The organism is Lutibacter sp. (assembly GCF_013041805.1).
Taxonomy (GTDB): Bacteria; Bacteroidota; Bacteroidia; order Flavobacteriales; family Flavobacteriaceae; genus Lutibacter.
The window spans coordinates 65,204-80,850 of the sequence record NZ_JABDRI010000018.1 but is presented as its reverse complement, the minus strand read 5'-3'; the positions used below and the strand labels follow the sequence as shown (position 1 = coordinate 80,850).

15 protein-coding genes are annotated in these 15,647 nt (G+C 30.7%); 11 read left to right on the top strand and 4 right to left on the bottom strand.

Translation table 11 applies throughout. The annotated features are described in order from the left end of the window. Positions 1-2: 2 nt before the first annotated feature. Entirely contained in the window at positions 3-1,157 is a 1,155-nt protein-coding gene (locus HKP59_RS02345) for a HAMP domain-containing sensor histidine kinase (protein ID WP_291803109.1), read from the bottom strand. 93 nt (positions 1,158-1,250) lie between these two features. Between HKP59_RS02345 and HKP59_RS02340 the strand changes: the two genes are divergently transcribed. The 5 genes from HKP59_RS02340 to HKP59_RS02320 all read left to right on the top strand — a co-directional run bounded on the left by HKP59_RS02340 (position 1,251) and on the right by HKP59_RS02320 (position 3,798). Further along, on the top strand, positions 1,251-2,111 hold the full coding sequence (locus tag HKP59_RS02340; RefSeq protein WP_291803107.1) for a flavin reductase family protein: 861 nt from the start codon (positions 1,251-1,253) through the stop codon (positions 2,109-2,111). Positions 2,112-2,120: 9 nt separating this feature from the next. Next, entirely contained in the window at positions 2,121-2,495 is a 375-nt protein-coding gene (locus HKP59_RS02335) for a DUF3127 domain-containing protein (RefSeq protein ID WP_291803105.1), read from the top strand. Positions 2,496-2,576: 81 nt separating this feature from the next. Then, the gene (aat, locus tag HKP59_RS02330; RefSeq protein ID WP_291803103.1) at positions 2,577-3,209 is read left to right on the top strand and encodes a leucyl/phenylalanyl-tRNA--protein transferase; all 633 of its coding nucleotides are present in this window, start codon (positions 2,577-2,579) and stop codon (positions 3,207-3,209) included. A gap of 22 nt (positions 3,210-3,231) precedes the next feature. After that, positions 3,232-3,558 (top strand): nucleotide pyrophosphohydrolase, encoded by a 327-nt coding sequence (locus HKP59_RS02325; RefSeq protein ID WP_291803101.1) that lies wholly within the window; start codon positions 3,232-3,234, stop codon positions 3,556-3,558. Next, a complete protein-coding gene (locus HKP59_RS02320; RefSeq protein WP_291803099.1) occupies positions 3,559-3,798 on the top strand; it encodes a hypothetical protein in 240 nt (79 codons plus the stop codon). A 97-nt stretch (positions 3,799-3,895) separates the two neighbouring features. Here HKP59_RS02320 and HKP59_RS02315 read toward each other — a convergent pair whose 3' ends face one another. Further along, entirely contained in the window at positions 3,896-7,003 is a 3,108-nt protein-coding gene (locus HKP59_RS02315) for a glycosyl hydrolase (protein WP_291803098.1), read from the bottom strand. A gap of 85 nt (positions 7,004-7,088) precedes the next feature. Here HKP59_RS02315 and HKP59_RS02310 point away from each other — a divergent pair, with 85 nt between their 5' ends. The 4 genes from HKP59_RS02310 (at position 7,089) to HKP59_RS02295 (ending at position 11,564) form a co-directional block, all read left to right on the top strand. Beyond that, positions 7,089-8,300 carry a 3-phosphoshikimate 1-carboxyvinyltransferase gene (locus tag HKP59_RS02310; protein ID WP_291803096.1) on the top strand — a complete coding sequence of 404 codons (1,212 nt, stop codon included), beginning with the start codon at positions 7,089-7,091 and terminating at the stop codon, positions 8,298-8,300. Positions 8,301-8,400: 100 nt separating this feature from the next. Next, on the top strand, positions 8,401-9,450 hold the full coding sequence (queA, locus tag HKP59_RS02305) for a tRNA preQ1(34) S-adenosylmethionine ribosyltransferase-isomerase QueA (protein ID WP_291803094.1): 1,050 nt from the start codon (positions 8,401-8,403) through the stop codon (positions 9,448-9,450). Between the two features lie 70 nt (positions 9,451-9,520). Then, complete coding sequence (gene rlmN / locus HKP59_RS02300; RefSeq protein ID WP_291803093.1) at positions 9,521-10,558, top strand: 23S rRNA (adenine(2503)-C(2))-methyltransferase RlmN; 1,038 nt, start codon at positions 9,521-9,523, stop codon at positions 10,556-10,558. 28 nt (positions 10,559-10,586) lie between these two features. Next, positions 10,587-11,564 (top strand): polyprenyl synthetase family protein, encoded by a 978-nt coding sequence (locus tag HKP59_RS02295; protein WP_291803091.1) that lies wholly within the window; start codon positions 10,587-10,589, stop codon positions 11,562-11,564. 73 nt (positions 11,565-11,637) lie between these two features. Here HKP59_RS02295 and HKP59_RS02290 read toward each other — a convergent pair whose 3' ends face one another. Further along, positions 11,638-13,158 (bottom strand): GH3 auxin-responsive promoter family protein, encoded by a 1,521-nt coding sequence (locus HKP59_RS02290; RefSeq protein ID WP_291803090.1) that lies wholly within the window; start codon positions 13,156-13,158, stop codon positions 11,638-11,640. A 47-nt stretch (positions 13,159-13,205) separates the two neighbouring features. Between HKP59_RS02290 and HKP59_RS02285 the strand changes: the two genes are divergently transcribed. Then, positions 13,206-14,003, top strand: a complete 798-nt coding sequence (locus HKP59_RS02285; protein ID WP_291803088.1) for a DUF2797 domain-containing protein — start codon at positions 13,206-13,208, stop codon at positions 14,001-14,003. On the opposite strand, the gene HKP59_RS02280 is transcribed toward HKP59_RS02285, so the two are convergent. After that, positions 13,990-14,679 (bottom strand): queuosine precursor transporter, encoded by a 690-nt coding sequence (locus HKP59_RS02280; protein ID WP_291803087.1) that lies wholly within the window; start codon positions 14,677-14,679, stop codon positions 13,990-13,992. The two genes, HKP59_RS02285 and HKP59_RS02280, sit on opposite strands and share 14 nt — an antisense overlap. A 71-nt stretch (positions 14,680-14,750) precedes the next feature. Between HKP59_RS02280 and fabD the strand changes: the two genes are divergently transcribed. Beyond that, complete coding sequence (gene fabD / locus HKP59_RS02275; protein WP_291803084.1) at positions 14,751-15,626, top strand: ACP S-malonyltransferase; 876 nt, start codon at positions 14,751-14,753, stop codon at positions 15,624-15,626. Positions 15,627-15,647: the final 21 nt, after the last annotated feature.

Below are 15,647 nucleotides of genomic sequence, written 5' to 3'. Positions count from 1 at the left end.
CACTATTTTTTTAATGTAATTAGAAAGGTTGTGCCTTTGTTTATTTCAGATTTTAACACTGAAATTTTTCCATTATGGTAGTCTTGAATAATTCTTTGCGCCAATGATAATCCTAGTCCCCAACCACGTTTTTTTGTAGTATATCCCGGGGAGAATATTTTTTGCTGTAAATTTTTAGAAATTCCTTTTCCATTATCTGTGATAGTTAGTAATACATTTGTTTCTTCTTCAGAAATTTGAAGTTTTATTTTTCCTTTTCCTTCCATTGCATCAATTGCATTTTTAACCAAATTTTCTATTACCCAACTAAATAGCTGTTGATTTATTTGGACTAAAATTTCTTTTTTAGGAGCTATAAAAGTAAATTCAACTTGTTTAGAACTTCTTGATTTTAGATACTCAAAGGAAGTATTAGTAACGTAAACAATATCTAATTTTTTCAATTTCGGAACTGAACCAATCTTTGAAAATCGTTCGGCAATTGTGTTCAGTCTAAAAACATCATTCTCAATTTCCTTAACGGTATTTTCATCAGTATTTTCTAATCTTAATATTTCAATCCAACCTAAAAGAGAAGACAATGGAGTTCCAATTTGATGTGCAGTTTCTTTAGCCATTCCTGTCCAAAGCTTATTTTGTTCTGCTACTTTATTCGATTTAAAAAACAAATAGATAACACTTGCAAATAGCACTAATATTAGAATTAAGGCAACCGGATAGTATTTTAGTTTTGTTAATAAATCAGAATCTCGATAATAAATATTTAAAATGATGTTCTCATTATTAGCCATATAACTAATAACAATAGGCTTGTTTTGACTCTTCATTATTGAAAGCTGTTTCAATAAAAATGAAGACTGTTTTGATTTTTCAACGTCTAAATTAGACCATTCCGTAATGCTATCTTTTTCTGTTGTGATAATCATTGGAATGTTATGATTATTACCTATAATTTTAGATTCTAAAGAAATTTCAGCATCTAAATCTGCACTACTAAATCGTTCATAGGCTTTTGCTAAAATTTCCATTTTAGAACGTTCTTCGCTTTTAAACTTTTGAAAAAAGTCATAAGTATTCCACAAAATAAGCGCTACTATAATAAAAGAAGTTATTATTACAGCCCATCTAATAATTTGTGAGTTTTTTTGTGAAGCCATTATTCAAATATAGAATTTATGTTGATATAACTTAAAATTATATTCGATATTATTTATAAGCTTAATTATTTATATTTGTTAAAAATCAAATGAATGCTTAGTATAAATCCAAAAGATATTTCAACGGCTAAATTACATGGCTATTTATTAAGTGCTGTTGCTCCTAGACCAATAGCATTAGCGAGTACAATTGATAATGAAGGAGCTCCAAATTTATCTCCGTTTAGTTTTTTCAATGTATTTAGTGCTAACCCACCAATCTTAATATTTTCACCAGCACGTAGAGTGCGTGATAATACAACAAAACATACATTAGAAAATGTAAAAGCGACTAAAGAAGTTGTAATCAATGTTGTAAATTATAATATGGTTCAACAAATGTCGCTATCAAGTACTGAATATCCTCAAGGAGTAAATGAATTTGATAAAGCGGGTTTTACTATGCTAACTTCAGAAAAAGTGACACCTTACAGGGTTTCAGAATCTCCAGTTCAGTTTGAATGTAAGGTAAACCAAGTGATTGAACTTGGAGAGGAAGGTGGCGCAGGAAATTTAATAATTTGTAAAGTTGTAAAAATACATATTGAAGAAGATTTTTTAGACGGAAGTGGGGCTATTGATCAAAAAAAATTAGATTTGGTTGCAAGGGCAGGAGGTAGTTTTTATTCAAGAGCGAAGGAAGGATTTTTTGAGATACCAAAACCATTATCTAGTTTAGGAATTGGTGTTGATGCTATTCCAGAAGAAATTAGAAATAGTAGTATTTTAACAGGGAATGATTTAGGAATGTTAGGAAATATTGAGGCAATACCTTCAGAAAATGATGTTAATAAGTTTGCAAAAGAACATTCACAAAACATTGGGGATAATACTCTAAAAAAACATACATTTGCTAAAACATTTTTAGAAAAAAATGATGTAGAAAGTGCTTGGAAAGTACTTTTAATGAACTAATTTTGAAATATGGAAATTACAGGAAAAATTAAAAAAATTGATGAGACTAAAACATTTGGTGCAAGTGGTTTTAGAAAAAGAGAAATGGTTGTTACAACTAACGAGCAATATCCACAAATGTTAATGGTTGAATTTGTACAAGACAAATGTGACTTATTAGATAGTTACCAAGTTGGACAAGATGTAAAAGTTTCTATAAACTTAAGAGGTAGAGAATGGATTAATCCTGAAGGGAAAGCGGTCTATTTTAACTCTATCCAAGGATGGAGAATTGAAGCTAATCAACCGGAAGGTTCTGCAGGAGCTCCTCCTATGGCACCATTAGATAATTTAGAGACTACATCTGATTTGAACGATAGTGAACCAGATGATTTACCTTTTTAAGTAAATTTTTTTGAAATTTTAAAAAGAGAAAAGCATAAGCTTTTCTCTTTTTTTGTTTAATTATATTTGTAAAAAAACACAATGTATTTACTTTCAAAAGAATTGTTGTTTCCTCCAGTTCATTTAGCAAATAAAGATGGATTATTGGCTATTGGAGGAGACTTATCTGTTGAACGTTTAATGTTGGCTTACAAAAGTGGAATTTTTCCTTGGTATAATCAAGGAGAGCCAATTGTTTGGTATAGTCCAAATCCTAGAATGGTGCTGTTTCCAAATGATTTGAAAATTTCAAAAAGTATGAAACAAGTTATTCGCAGAGGTGATTTTAGGGTTACTTTTAACCAGAATTTTTCAGAAGTAATTTCTAACTGTAAACATATTTATAGATCTTCTGATCTAGGAGAAACTTGGATTACTGATGAAATGCAACAAGCCTATATAAATTTGCATAACAAGGGCATTGCAAAATCAGTTGAAGTATGGCAGGAAAATGAATTGGTAGGTGGTTTGTATGGAATTGATTTAGGAACTGTTTTTTGTGGAGAAAGCATGTTTAGCAAAGTGAGTAATGCTTCAAAATTTGCATTTATTAAACTAGTTCAAAAATTGGAAAGTGAGTATTATAAATTAATAGATTGCCAAGTTTATAACAATCATTTAGCTAGTTTAGGTGCCGATGAAATTTCAAGAGATGAATTTTTAACATATCTTTGAGGCATCTCAAAAAAAATATTTTATGGATATTAAAAACTCTCAATTAATAGTTGATACTTGGATAAAAGAACACGGAGTTCGTTATTTTAACGAGCTTACAAATATGGCTCAATTAACGGAAGAAGTAGGTGAAGTGGCACGTATTATTGCGAGGCGATACGGTGAGCAAAGCGAAAAAGAAAGTGATAAAGGAAAAGATTTAGGAGAGGAATTGGCTGATGTTGTTTTTGTGGTATTGTGCTTGGCAAATCAAACAGGGATAGATTTACAAGCTTCTTTTGATAAAAAAATGGATATAAAAACGAAACGTGATCACGACAGACATCAAAATAATAAAAAATTAAAGTAAATGAATCAATATAAAAATCATTCCTTTTTTAAAATAGCATTTCGCTTTGCTTTTATTTTTTTAGTATTCGTTTCTTTTATTGAAATAGGATTTTCTATTTTAACAAATGTTAGTTTTTCAATAATGATTGAAAAACTATTTTCTGAGGGGAAATGGGTGTATTTTCTAAAGAGATTAGTAGCAATGTCTTCTTTTTACGGATTATTTATGGCAGGCTATTATAAGTTTATAAAAAAATAAAAGCTATACTAAAAAAAGTCAATAAAGTAATTTGTTTTAAAATTTACAAACTACCTTATTGACTTTTTCCATTAAAAATCAATAGTTATTTAATATCTTAATTTAAGTTTATTAAATTAATATCACTTTGTTTTACTTTTTTATTTAGTGTTTTAACGTCTTTTTCAAAAATTGAATAAATTTTTGACAATTGAAAATCAATTAATTTGGTTACTTCATTTTTAAAAGCCACCGATTGATCAGTAGGTCTAAAATCTCCAATTGAACTTAAAGAATTTAAATGTGCTAATTTATTATTTAACTTAATTGGAAAGTTTAAAGGGTCCTGGTTACTCTTACTTTTTGTTTGATATAAGTTATTTTCAAATTCAGTTAATTCTTTAACAATTTTATCTGCTAATTCAATAATTTCTTTATTCTTTTCTTTATTAGTTATTGAAGATTTTAATTGTTTTACTTGCCCTTTAATTTTTGTGATATTTTTTAAGGTTTTATGAATTTCAGTTAACTTTTCTTGAATTTCAATTATAAAATTAAATTGAGCTTTTAAATCTTCTTCTGTTGCCGAACTTCTAGGATCCTTTAAAAGTGTAAAATTTTGTTCAGAAACCGTATTTCCATTTTTACTTAATTTCACTATGTAATCACCAGGTAAAGCCTTTGGACCATTTAATGATGCCCACCATAAAATCATTCCTTTTACTTTTTCAGCATCAGGGTATTGCATATCCCAATTAAACTCATTGGCTCCTTTTTTTACTTTTAGCTTTTCTTCTTTCTGGTCTGCATCAGGTTTGGTTGAAAAAGTTTTAATGTGTTTTCCTGAGTTTTCATAAATTGAAAGGCTAACAGTATCTTTTTCTTCAATATTTTTAACATAATAATGGATATTAACACCACCTGAATGATTTTGACCAGCTGTTTTTGAAGCTCTTTTACTTCCTCCCATTCTGTAACTATCAATAGGCTTATAAATAAAAGTATCTTTTGTAATGAGTTCATTACTTAATTGATGAAGCGGAGTTAAATCGTCAATAATCCAAAATGAACGACCTTGAGTAGCAGCAATTAAATTGTTGTTTTTTATCGTTAAATCTGTAATAGGTACAATTGGTAAGTTTAATTGGAAAGCACTCCAATTTGCACCATCATCAAAGCTAATGTACATTCCAGCTTCAGTCCCTGCATATAGTAATCCTTTTTTATTTGGATCGGAACGAAGTGCTCTTGTGAAATGTTCGCTAGCTATTCCATTAGTGATTAATTTCCACGATTTCCCATAATCTTCTGTTTTATAAATATATGGAGTATAATCTCCAGATTTATAACGTGTACCAACAATATAGGCGCCACCTGCATTAAATGGATCAACTTCAATACAATTAATCATCATCCATTCTGGCATTTTTTTAGGAGTAACATTTGTCCAATTTTTTCCGCCATCTCTTGTAATATGAACTAAGCCATCATCAGAACCTGTCCAAATTAGATTTTCTTCAAAAGGTGATTCTACAGCGGCAAAAATAGTTCCATAATATTCAACACCTGTATTGTCTTGTGTAATTGGACCACCTGAGGATTTTAAAGTTGATGGGTCATTTCTGGTCAAATCTGGACTAATAATTTCAAAAGATTGACCTTCATTATAAGTTACATGAACATGATTGGAGGTAGTGTACATTTTTTTCTTATTATGTGGAGAAAAGAAGATAGGATAATTCCATTGAAAGCGATATTTAAAATCTTCAGCTCCATGTCCCATTGGGTCATCTGGCCAAACATTAATTGCTCTTCTTTCCCCTGTTTTATGGTTTATTCGAGTTAGTAACCCGCCATAGCTTCCACCATAAACAATATCATTATTTAAAGGGTCAACAGCAATATGAGCACTTTCTCCACCAGCTGTTGCTTCCCAGTCACTTTCGCTAATTGATCTTCCATCAGTACGGTGTGAAATTCTCACCGTTGAGTTATCTTGTTGAGCGCCATAAATTCTATATGGAAAATGATTGTCAGTTACCACTCTATAAAATTGTGAAGTAGGTTGATTCATATAAGTACTCCAATTTTCACCGGCATCAAAACTAACTTGAGCTCCACCGTCATCAGCAATTATCATTCGTTGATTATCTTCTGGCGCAATCCATAAATCATGATGATCTCCGTGTGGGGCATTATAGGTTTTAAATGTTTTACCCCCATCTTTAGATTGATGGTATTGTACATTCATAACATATACAATATTTTCATCTTGAGTATCAGCATAAATACGTGTGTAATACCAAGCACGTTGACGTAATTTTCGTTCACTATTAATTAATTTCCAAGTTTTTCCAGCATCAGTAGATTTATAAATTCCACCTTTTTCATTTTCAATCAATGCCCAAACAATATCTGAATTTATTGGAGATACTGTTACACCACTAATTCCCCAAACTCCCTTTGGTAATCCTTCATTTTTGGAAATATTTGTCCAACTCTCACCTTCATCTGTACTTTTCCAAAGAGCAGAACCTGCACCACCACTAGATAAGCTATAAGGTGTTCTTCTAACATTCCAAGTTGAAGCATATAAAACACGTGGATTTGTTGGGTCAATAATTAAATCTACAGCACCAGCATTTTCATTTGAAAATAATACTTGTCTCCAGTTTTTTCCTCCATCTATTGATTTGTAAACACCTCTTTGTGAAGTTGGTTTGTATAAATCTCCTAGAACAGCTGCGAACACAATATCAGAATTTTTAGGATGAACTCTAACTCTCGGAATGTGTCGAGATTGTTCTAATCCAATATGTTCCCATGTTTTTCCAGCATTTACAGTTTTCCACATTCCATCTCCAGAAGATACATTACCACGAACTGTTACTTCACCATTTCCTACGTATATTACATTATTGTCAGATTTGCTAACTGCTATAGCACCAACAGATCCTCCAAAAAATCCATCTGAAATATTACTCCAGGTATTACCAGCATCGGTAGTTTTCCAAACTCCACCTCCTGTTGCTCCAAAATAAAAAAGATTTGCCTTATTTGGAACTCCAGTAACAGCAGCACTTCTTCCCCCTCTAAAAGGGCCAATATTTCTCCATTCAATAGAGTTGTAATATTCCTCACTAAATTTGGATACTATTTTTTGTGCATTAACTTTGTGAGCTGTAAATAAAAATAGACAGCTAACTAATAGGAAGTATTTTTTCATGATGTATGGTTAATTTGATTGATGTATAAATTAAGCAGTAAATCTAATAAAAAAATAATATATAGAAGTTTGTAAAAAGCCACGTATGAATTTATTAGAAATTGATAGAATATCTAAAACAGTAAAAGGTAGTATTCAAATTACTGGATCTAAAAGTGAAACGAATAGATTGTTAATTTTACAAAAGTTTTTTTCTAACCTAACTATTGAAAATATTTCAAATTCTGATGATTCAATTTTAATGCAAAAAGCTTTGTCTAGCGAATCGAATGAAATTAATATTGGACATGCCGGAACAGCCATGCGATTTTTAACTGCTTATTTTTCCGTGTTAGAAAATTCTGAAATTGTTTTAACAGGTTCTAAAAGAATGAAAAACAGACCTATTAAAATTTTAGTTGATGCGTTAACTTCATTAGGAGCCAATATTAAATATTTAGAAAAAGATGGGTATCCTCCTTTAAAAATTTCAGGAAAAAAGTTAACATCTAGTTTTATTGAAATTGAAGGAAATGTAAGTAGTCAATATATTTCGGCATTGTTATTAATAGCGCCAACCTTAAAAAATGGGTTGCAATTAAAGTTTAAAGGAGAAGTAACTTCGATTCCTTATATAAAAATGACACTGCAATTATTAGCTGAATTAGGAATTGAATTCTCTTGGGAAGGCGATATTATCTCCATTTTGTCAAAACCAACAATAACTGATAAAACTATTACAGTAGAATCTGATTGGAGTTCTGCTTCTTATTATTACAGTTTAGTGGCGTTAAGTCCAAATTCTGAAGTTAAGTTAACATCATATAAAAAAACTAGCTTACAAGGAGATTCAGTTCTAGCAAACATTTACAAAGGTTTAGGTGTCGAAACTACTTTTAAAGGTCATACACTAATTTTAACAAATACGAACCAACAAAATATAAGTAGTTTAAATTTAGATTTAGTAAATGCCCCAGATATTGCACAAACTATTGCAGTTACTTGTTTTGGTTTGGGAATTGAATGTTATTTAACAGGACTTCATACGTTAAAAATAAAAGAAACTGACAGATTGATTGCTCTAAAAACTGAAATTGAGAAATTGGGTGGTGAAGTAATAATCACTAATGAAACACTTCATTTAAAGGCTTCAGCTAAAATAAATGAGCATATTACTATCTCAACGTACGATGATCATAGGATGGCCATGGCTTTTGCTCCAATGGCTTTAAAGGTTCCTATTAAAATTCAAGATGCCAATGTTGTATCAAAATCGTATCCAACTTTTTGGGCAGATTTTGAAAAAATAACGACTTAAAAATCTCTAAAACAAAGTTTTATTGCAAAACACTTGACAACGCCTATGCCGATGTTGTATATTTGCGCTCATTCTATAAAAAAATATTAAAAAGCTACATATGAAATTATCAAAATTTAAATTTGAATTACCAGATGAGTTACTAGCAGAATACCCTGCAGAACATAGAGATGAATCTCGTTTAATGGTTTTAAATAGAAAAGAAAAAACTATTGAACATAAAACATTTAAAGATCTAATTAATTATTTTGACGAAGGTGATTTATTTATTTTGAATAATACGAAAGTTTTTCCTGCTCGTATGTATGGTGAAAAGGAAAAAACAGGAGCTAGAATTGAAGTTTTCTTATTAAGAGAATTAAATGCAGAAAGCAGATTATGGGATGTTTTAGTTGATCCTGCAAGAAAAATTAGAATTGGAAATAAATTGTTTTTTGGAGAGGATGAAAGTCTAGTAGCTGAAGTAATTGACAATACAACTTCTAGAGGAAGAACATTACGTTTTTTATATGATGGCTCTTATGAGGAATTTAGACAAAAATTACAAGAGTTAGGTGAAACACCATTACCAAAATATATTCAAAGAGAGGTTGAAGAAAGTGATGCAGAGCGTTACCAAACAATTTATGCAAAACATGAAGGCGCGGTTGCAGCACCAACTGCAGGAATGCACTTTTCTAAACACTTAATGAAACGTTTAGAAATCAAAGGAGTTGATTTTGCTGAAGTTACACTTCATGTTGGTTTAGGTACTTTTAGTCCGGTTGAGGTTGAAGATTTATCTAAACATAAAATGGATTCTGAGAAGGCAATTATTACTAAGGAAGCTTCAAAAAATGTTAATAGTGCAATTTCAAAGAAAAAACGGGTTTGTGCGGTTGGGACAACAGTTATGAGAGCTGTTGAAAGTTCAGTTTCTTCAAATGGTCGTTTAAACGAGTTTGACGGATGGACCAATAAATTTATTTTTCCTCCATACGATTTTAGCATTGCAAATTGTATGATTACAAATTTTCATACGCCAAAATCTACTTTAATGATGATGGTTGCAGCCTTTGCAGGTTACGATTTTTTAATGGAAGCTTATGAAGAAGCCGTTAAAGAAAATTATAAATTCTATTCGTATGGAGATGCGATGTTGATTATATAATATAAAAGCTATTTTTTAGTCATGTGGTTCCCGCTTTCGCGGGAATCTTTTTATAAACTTGAAAGTAAAAATGAGTCAAAAAAAAGACATACGTGCATTAACAAAAGATGAACTTCGAGATTTTTTTGTAGGAAATGGAGATAAGGCGTTTAGAGGAAATCAAGTTTATGAATGGTTATGGAGTAAAAGCGCACACTCTTTTGAAGCTATGACAAATATTTCGAAAGAAACACGTGAAATGTTGCAAAATAATTTTGTGATAAATCATATTCAAGTTGATAATATGCAACGAAGTTCTGACGGAACCGTTAAAAATGCAGTTCGATTACACGATGGTTTAATTGTAGAGTCGGTTTTAATACCAACAGGTTCAAGAACAACAGCATGTGTTTCTAGTCAGGTTGGTTGCAGTTTAGATTGTTTATTTTGTGCAACTGCACGTTTAAAGAAAATGAGAAATTTAAATCCTGATGAAATTTACGATCAGGTAGCTGCCATTAATAAAGAAAGTTTATTATACTTCAACCATAAACTATCTAACATAGTGTTTATGGGAATGGGGGAGCCATTGATGAACTACAACAATGTGTTAAAATCTATAGAAAAAATAACATCGCCAGAAGGTTTAGGTATGTCTCCTAAACGTATTACTGTCTCAACTTCCGGAGTGCCAAAAATGATTAAAAAATTAGCGGATGATGAGGTCAAATTTAATTTGGCAGTTTCATTACATTCAGCAATAGATGAAGTGAGAACAAAAATAATGCCTTTTAACGAAACTTTTCCACTAAAAGATCTAAAGGAAGCAATACAATATTGGTATAATAAAACAAGTAGTAGAGTAACGTACGAGTACGTTGTATGGAAAGGAATTAATGACAATAGAGAAGCTATAATGGCTTTAGTAGATTTTTGTAAACTGGTACCTTGTAAGGTAAATTTAATTGAATATAACCCAATTGATGATGGTGATTTTCAGCAAGCAAATGCTCAAGCAATAAGTGATTACATTAGTATTTTAGAAATGAATGATATTATTGTAAATGTTCGAAGAAGTAGAGGAAAAGATATAGATGCTGCTTGTGGACAATTAGCTAATAAAAGTTAAACTATTTTCCTTATTTTTGAACACCAACATGAAACTAGTAGAACAAATAAAACAACCCATTCTTGAAGAAATGGAACTCTTTGAAAGTAAGTTCAGAGACTCTATGACTACTAAAGTTCCGTTACTTAATAGAATTACACATTATATAGTTAGGAGAAAAGGAAAACAAATGCGTCCTATGTTTGTTTTTCTAGTAGCTAAAATGGTTTCAAATGGTAAGTTTGAAGAACGTACATATCGCGGAGCTTCTATTATTGAGTTAATTCATACGGGTTCACTTGTTCATGATGATGTGGTTGATGATAGTAATAGGAGAAGAGGTTTCTTTTCAATAAATGCACTTTGGAAAAATAAAATTGCAGTGCTAGTTGGAGATTTTTTATTTTCTAAAAGTTTACTATTATCATTGGATAATGATGATTTTGATTTATTAAAAATAATATCAAATTCATTAAAGGATATGTCTGAAGGTGAATTATTGCAAATTGAAAAGGCACGTAAATTAGATATCACCGAAGAAGTTTATTTTGAAATTATTCGTCAAAAAACAGCAACATTAATAGCATCATGTTGTGCCATTGGAGCCGCATCCGTTGGAAGCCAAAAAGAAGAGGTTGAAAAAATGCGTTTATTTGGTGAATTAATAGGAATCGCTTTTCAAATAAAAGATGATTTGTTTGATTATACTGATGCGAAAATTGGGAAGCCAACAGGAATAGATATTAAAGAACAAAAAATGACTCTTCCTTTAATTTATACCTTAAATAATTGCTCGGCTAAAGAAAAAAAATGGTTGATGAACTCAGTGAAAAACCATAATAAAAATAAGAAACGTGTTAAGGAAGTAATAGCTTTTGTAAAAGGAAAAGGAGGTATTGAATATACAACTGCTAAAATGGAAGAATACCAATCTAAAGCATTAAAAATTTTAGAAACCTATCCAAATTCAACCTATAAAGATTCTTTGTTAACAATGGTTAATTATGTAATTGAACGAAAAATTTAATTAAAAATTTAGATTGTTCAGGAGATAAAATGAACATAGTTTTTGATAAACTAGAAAATACTTTTCCTAAAGTTTAACTTATTTTATTCAATTTCATAAGGTCTTCTAAATTTGTTCTAGAATTTGATAACCTAGGCACTTTATGCTGCCCACCTAATTTCCCATTTTTTTTAAGCCATTTATAAAACAATCCTTCTTTTGCAATATTAATTTTTGGCATTGCTAACGTTAAATTATTATATCGTTTCGCTTCATAATCTGAATTTATAGATTTTAATGAGTTATCTAAAATTTCAGTAAAATAGTTGATACATTCAGGATGTTTTCTAAATTCAATTATCCATTCGTGTCCACCACTTTTACTTCCATTCATGAAAACTGGAGCTACAGTAAATTCAGAAATTTCACTATTTGTCTTTAAGCAAGCTTGTTTTAATGCATTTTCTGCATTTTCAATAATTAATTCTTCACCAAAAACATTTATAAAATGCTTAGTCCTACCTGTAATTCTAATTCTATATGGATTTAGCGAAGTAAATTTTACGGTATCACCAATTAAATATCTCCACAAACCTCCGTTTGTGGTAATTACTATTGCATAATTCACATTTAATTGTACTTCTGAAAGAGGAATAGCTTCAGAGTTTTCACCATCAAACTGATCCATTGGAATAAATTCATAATAGATACCATAATCGAGCATTAATAATAAGTCTAGTGAATTATTGACATCTTGAATTCCAAAAAAACCTTCCGAAGCATTATAAGTTTCGTAATATTTAAACCCTTTTTTCGGGATTATTTTTTTGAATTGCTCTCTGTATGGATTGAAATTTACGCCTCCATGAAAATACACTTCAAGATTTGGCCAAACTTCTAAAATATTGTCTTTTCCTGTTCTTTCCAAAACTCTATTTAATAGCACTAGCATCCACGATGGTACACCAACTAAACTAGTAATATCTTCATGTATTGTTTCATCAATAATAGCTTTTATTTTACTTTCCCACTCTTCCATAAGAGCGACTTCTTGTTTAGGAGCACTGCTAAAGTCTGCCCAAAAAGGCATATTTTCAATAATAATTGCCGATAAATCACCAAAATAAGAATTGTTATCTTCATAAACAGCGCTACTTCCTCCTAGGCGTAATCCTTTTCCAGCAAATAATTGAGCAGAAGGATTGTTATTATAATAAAGGCACAACATATCTTTTCCAGCTTTAAAGTGACAATCTTCTAAAGCTTCATCACTCACTGGTATAAATTTACTTTTCGCATTGGTGGTACCACTAGATTTTGCAAACCATTTTATTGGTGTAGGCCAAAATATATTCTGTTCACCTTTTCGGGCTCTTTGTATCAAAGGCTCAATAGATTCGTATTGCTGAATAGGTACTTTTTCGGTAAATTCTTTATAGGTTTTAATATCAGCAAAGCCAAAAGTATTTCCAATCTCGGTATGTTTTGCTTTTTGTAATAATTTAAATAGCAATTCTTTTTGCACATCGATAGGATATTTTAAAAAGAGCTCCATTTGGTGCTTTCTTTTTTTCAAAAACCAAGAAATTATTGAATTAACTATTGGATATGGCATTATTTTATAAGTATCTTTATCGAGCTAAATTTACTAAAAAACTTTCTATGCAATACCAAACTGTCTTAAAAAAAATGAAAACTGAATTAAATGACAAGGTTCAGTATTATTTAGATGTTGAAAATGATGTTTTAAATTTAAACCAGTTGTTAAACCGTGACATTGAAATTAGTTTTGAGGGTTACCAGTGTTTATCTTGCGGTAAAGAGAAGAAAATTTTTAGACAAGGTTTTTGCTACGATTGTTTTTATGAAAGTGCAGCAGTTGGAGATTGGATTATGAATCCAGAATTAAGTAGAGCACACTTAGGTATTGAAGATCGTGATTTAGAATATGAAAAGGAGGTACAATTAAAACCTCATGTGGTTTATTTAGCTTTATCAAGTAATGTGAAAGTTGGAGTCACGCGAAAAACACAAGTTCCAACACGCTGGATTGATCAAGGTGCTACCAAAGCCATAGAAATTGTTGAAGTACCAAATAGATATTTAGCAGGAATTACAGAAGTAGCCCTAAAAGAGTATGTGGCAGATAAAACGAACTGGCAAAAAATGCTTAAAAATGAGGTGTCAGAATCAAATTTAATTAAAGAAAGAGAAAAGTTAAAGCAATATATTCCAGAGGAAGCAAAACCTTATTTTTTGGAAAATAATGGAAAAGTAACTGAAATTGACTATCCCGTAGAGAAATATCCTACAAAAGTTAAATCGTTAAATTTAGAAAAAACACACGTGTACTCTGGAAAATTAATAGGTGTAAAAGGTCAATACTTATTATTTGAAGATGGTACTGTTTTTAATGTAAGAAATAATGAAGGATATAGAGTGTTACTTAATATAAGTTAATTTCTTCACCAACTTTTAAATGAAACCTTCTTCTAAATAAATAAACAATAAAATATAATATTGGTGTATCTAGTAGTGCTATAATTATTTTGAATAGAAACCCACTTATTAGTAGTTTATTAAATAAACTCCAAGGCAAAACGCCAAAACTACAAAGTAAAGTAATAACGGTAAGTGTATCAATAAATTGAGAGGAAAATGTAGAAAAATTGTTTCGAAGCCATAAATGATTACCGTTTGTTTTTCGCTTCCAAAAATGAAATATTCTAATGTCAATAAATTGAGCAAATAAATAGGCCAACATAGATGCTAAAACAGCTATAGGTGACAATCCAAAAACTTTTGAAAATAGTTGATTATCAATGGGAGAATTCTCAATAGCGGGAGTATAATTAGCAACTAAAACAATTCCCATAGAAAAAACAGAAGCAAAAATACCGGCAATAACAACTTGATTTGCTTTTTTCCGACCATAAATTTCTGAAATTATATCAGTTATTAAGAAGGTAATGGGGTATGGCAGAATTCCAACAGAAAGCTCAAATCTAAATAATCCAAACGGATTCCAATAAAAGAATTTTTGAAAAATTAAGTTAGATGCCACCAAGGCAGCAATAAACATAGAGGCTAAAATTAAGTAAATTGTAAAAGCTTCAGATGTTAGTTTTTGATTCATAAAAATTAGATTGCCACGAATATAACAAATAATTCCTATTTTTGCATTTTCAAATTAAAAGCAACAAAACAATGAAAGCATATATTTTTCCAGGTCAGGGAGCGCAATTTACAGGAATGGGTTTAGATTTATATGAAAACTCACCTTTAGCTCAAGAACTTTTTGAACAAGCAAATGAAATTTTAGGGTTTCCTATTACAGACATTATGTTTGAAGGAACTGCTGAAGAGTTGAAACAAACCAAAGTAACACAACCAGCAATATTTTTGCACTCAGTAATTTTAGCTAAAACGTTAGGTGATGATTTTAAACCAGAAATGGTGGCAGGTCATTCTTTAGGTGAGTTATCAGCATTAGTTGCAAATGGAGTTTTAACTTTTGAAGATGGATTGAAATTAGTTTCAAAAAGAGCCTTGGCAATGCAAAAAGCTTGTGAAGCTCAAGAATCTACGATGGCTGCAGTTTTAGGTTTAGACGATACAGTTGTTGAAGAAGTTTGTGCAAGTATTGATGGAATTGTTGTTGCTGCTAACTACAATTGCCCTGGGCAATTAGTAATTTCTGGAGAGATTTCAGCAATAGATAAAGCGTGTGAGTTATTAACAGAAAAAGGCGCACGTCGTGCTTTAAAATTGCCAGTTGGTGGGGCTTTTCATTCCCCATTAATGGAACCGGCAAGAGAAGAATTAGCTGAAGCTATTAAAAATACAATTTTTAGTATTCCAACTTGTCCTGTTTATCAAAATGTTGTCGCAAAAGCAGTATTAAATCCTGAGGAAATAAAAGAAAATTTAATAGCACAATTAACAGCTCCAGTTCGTTGGACACAATCCATCCAGCAAATGATTAAAGATGGTGGAACTGAATTTATTGAGGTTGGTCCAGGTAAAGTTTTACAAGGGCTCATGCGTAAAATTGATAGAAATGTAGCTGCAAGCGGAGTTTAATAAAATAAGACTTTAGATAAA

Excerpts from the sequence above, each read along its gene's own strand:
- HKP59_RS02345 (WP_291803109.1), bottom strand. The coding sequence starts at position 1,157 with ATGGCTTCACAAAAAAACTCACAAATTATTAGATGGGCTGTAATAATA.
- HKP59_RS02340 (WP_291803107.1), top strand. The coding sequence starts at position 1,251 with ATGCTTAGTATAAATCCAAAAGATATTTCAACGGCTAAATTACATGGC.
- HKP59_RS02335 (WP_291803105.1), top strand. The coding sequence starts at position 2,121 with ATGGAAATTACAGGAAAAATTAAAAAAATTGATGAGACTAAAACATTT.
- aat (WP_291803103.1), top strand. The coding sequence starts at position 2,577 with ATGTATTTACTTTCAAAAGAATTGTTGTTTCCTCCAGTTCATTTAGCA.
- HKP59_RS02325 (WP_291803101.1), top strand. The coding sequence starts at position 3,232 with ATGGATATTAAAAACTCTCAATTAATAGTTGATACTTGGATAAAAGAA.
- HKP59_RS02320 (WP_291803099.1), top strand. The coding sequence starts at position 3,559 with ATGAATCAATATAAAAATCATTCCTTTTTTAAAATAGCATTTCGCTTT.
- HKP59_RS02315 (WP_291803098.1), bottom strand. The coding sequence starts at position 7,003 with ATGAAAAAATACTTCCTATTAGTTAGCTGTCTATTTTTATTTACAGCT.
- HKP59_RS02310 (WP_291803096.1), top strand. The coding sequence starts at position 7,089 with ATGAATTTATTAGAAATTGATAGAATATCTAAAACAGTAAAAGGTAGT.
- queA (WP_291803094.1), top strand. The coding sequence starts at position 8,401 with ATGAAATTATCAAAATTTAAATTTGAATTACCAGATGAGTTACTAGCA.
- rlmN (WP_291803093.1), top strand. The coding sequence starts at position 9,521 with ATGAGTCAAAAAAAAGACATACGTGCATTAACAAAAGATGAACTTCGA.
- HKP59_RS02295 (WP_291803091.1), top strand. The coding sequence starts at position 10,587 with ATGAAACTAGTAGAACAAATAAAACAACCCATTCTTGAAGAAATGGAA.
- HKP59_RS02290 (WP_291803090.1), bottom strand. The coding sequence starts at position 13,158 with ATGCCATATCCAATAGTTAATTCAATAATTTCTTGGTTTTTGAAAAAA.
- HKP59_RS02285 (WP_291803088.1), top strand. The coding sequence starts at position 13,206 with ATGCAATACCAAACTGTCTTAAAAAAAATGAAAACTGAATTAAATGAC.
- HKP59_RS02280 (WP_291803087.1), bottom strand. The coding sequence starts at position 14,679 with ATGAATCAAAAACTAACATCTGAAGCTTTTACAATTTACTTAATTTTA.
- fabD (WP_291803084.1), top strand. The coding sequence starts at position 14,751 with ATGAAAGCATATATTTTTCCAGGTCAGGGAGCGCAATTTACAGGAATG.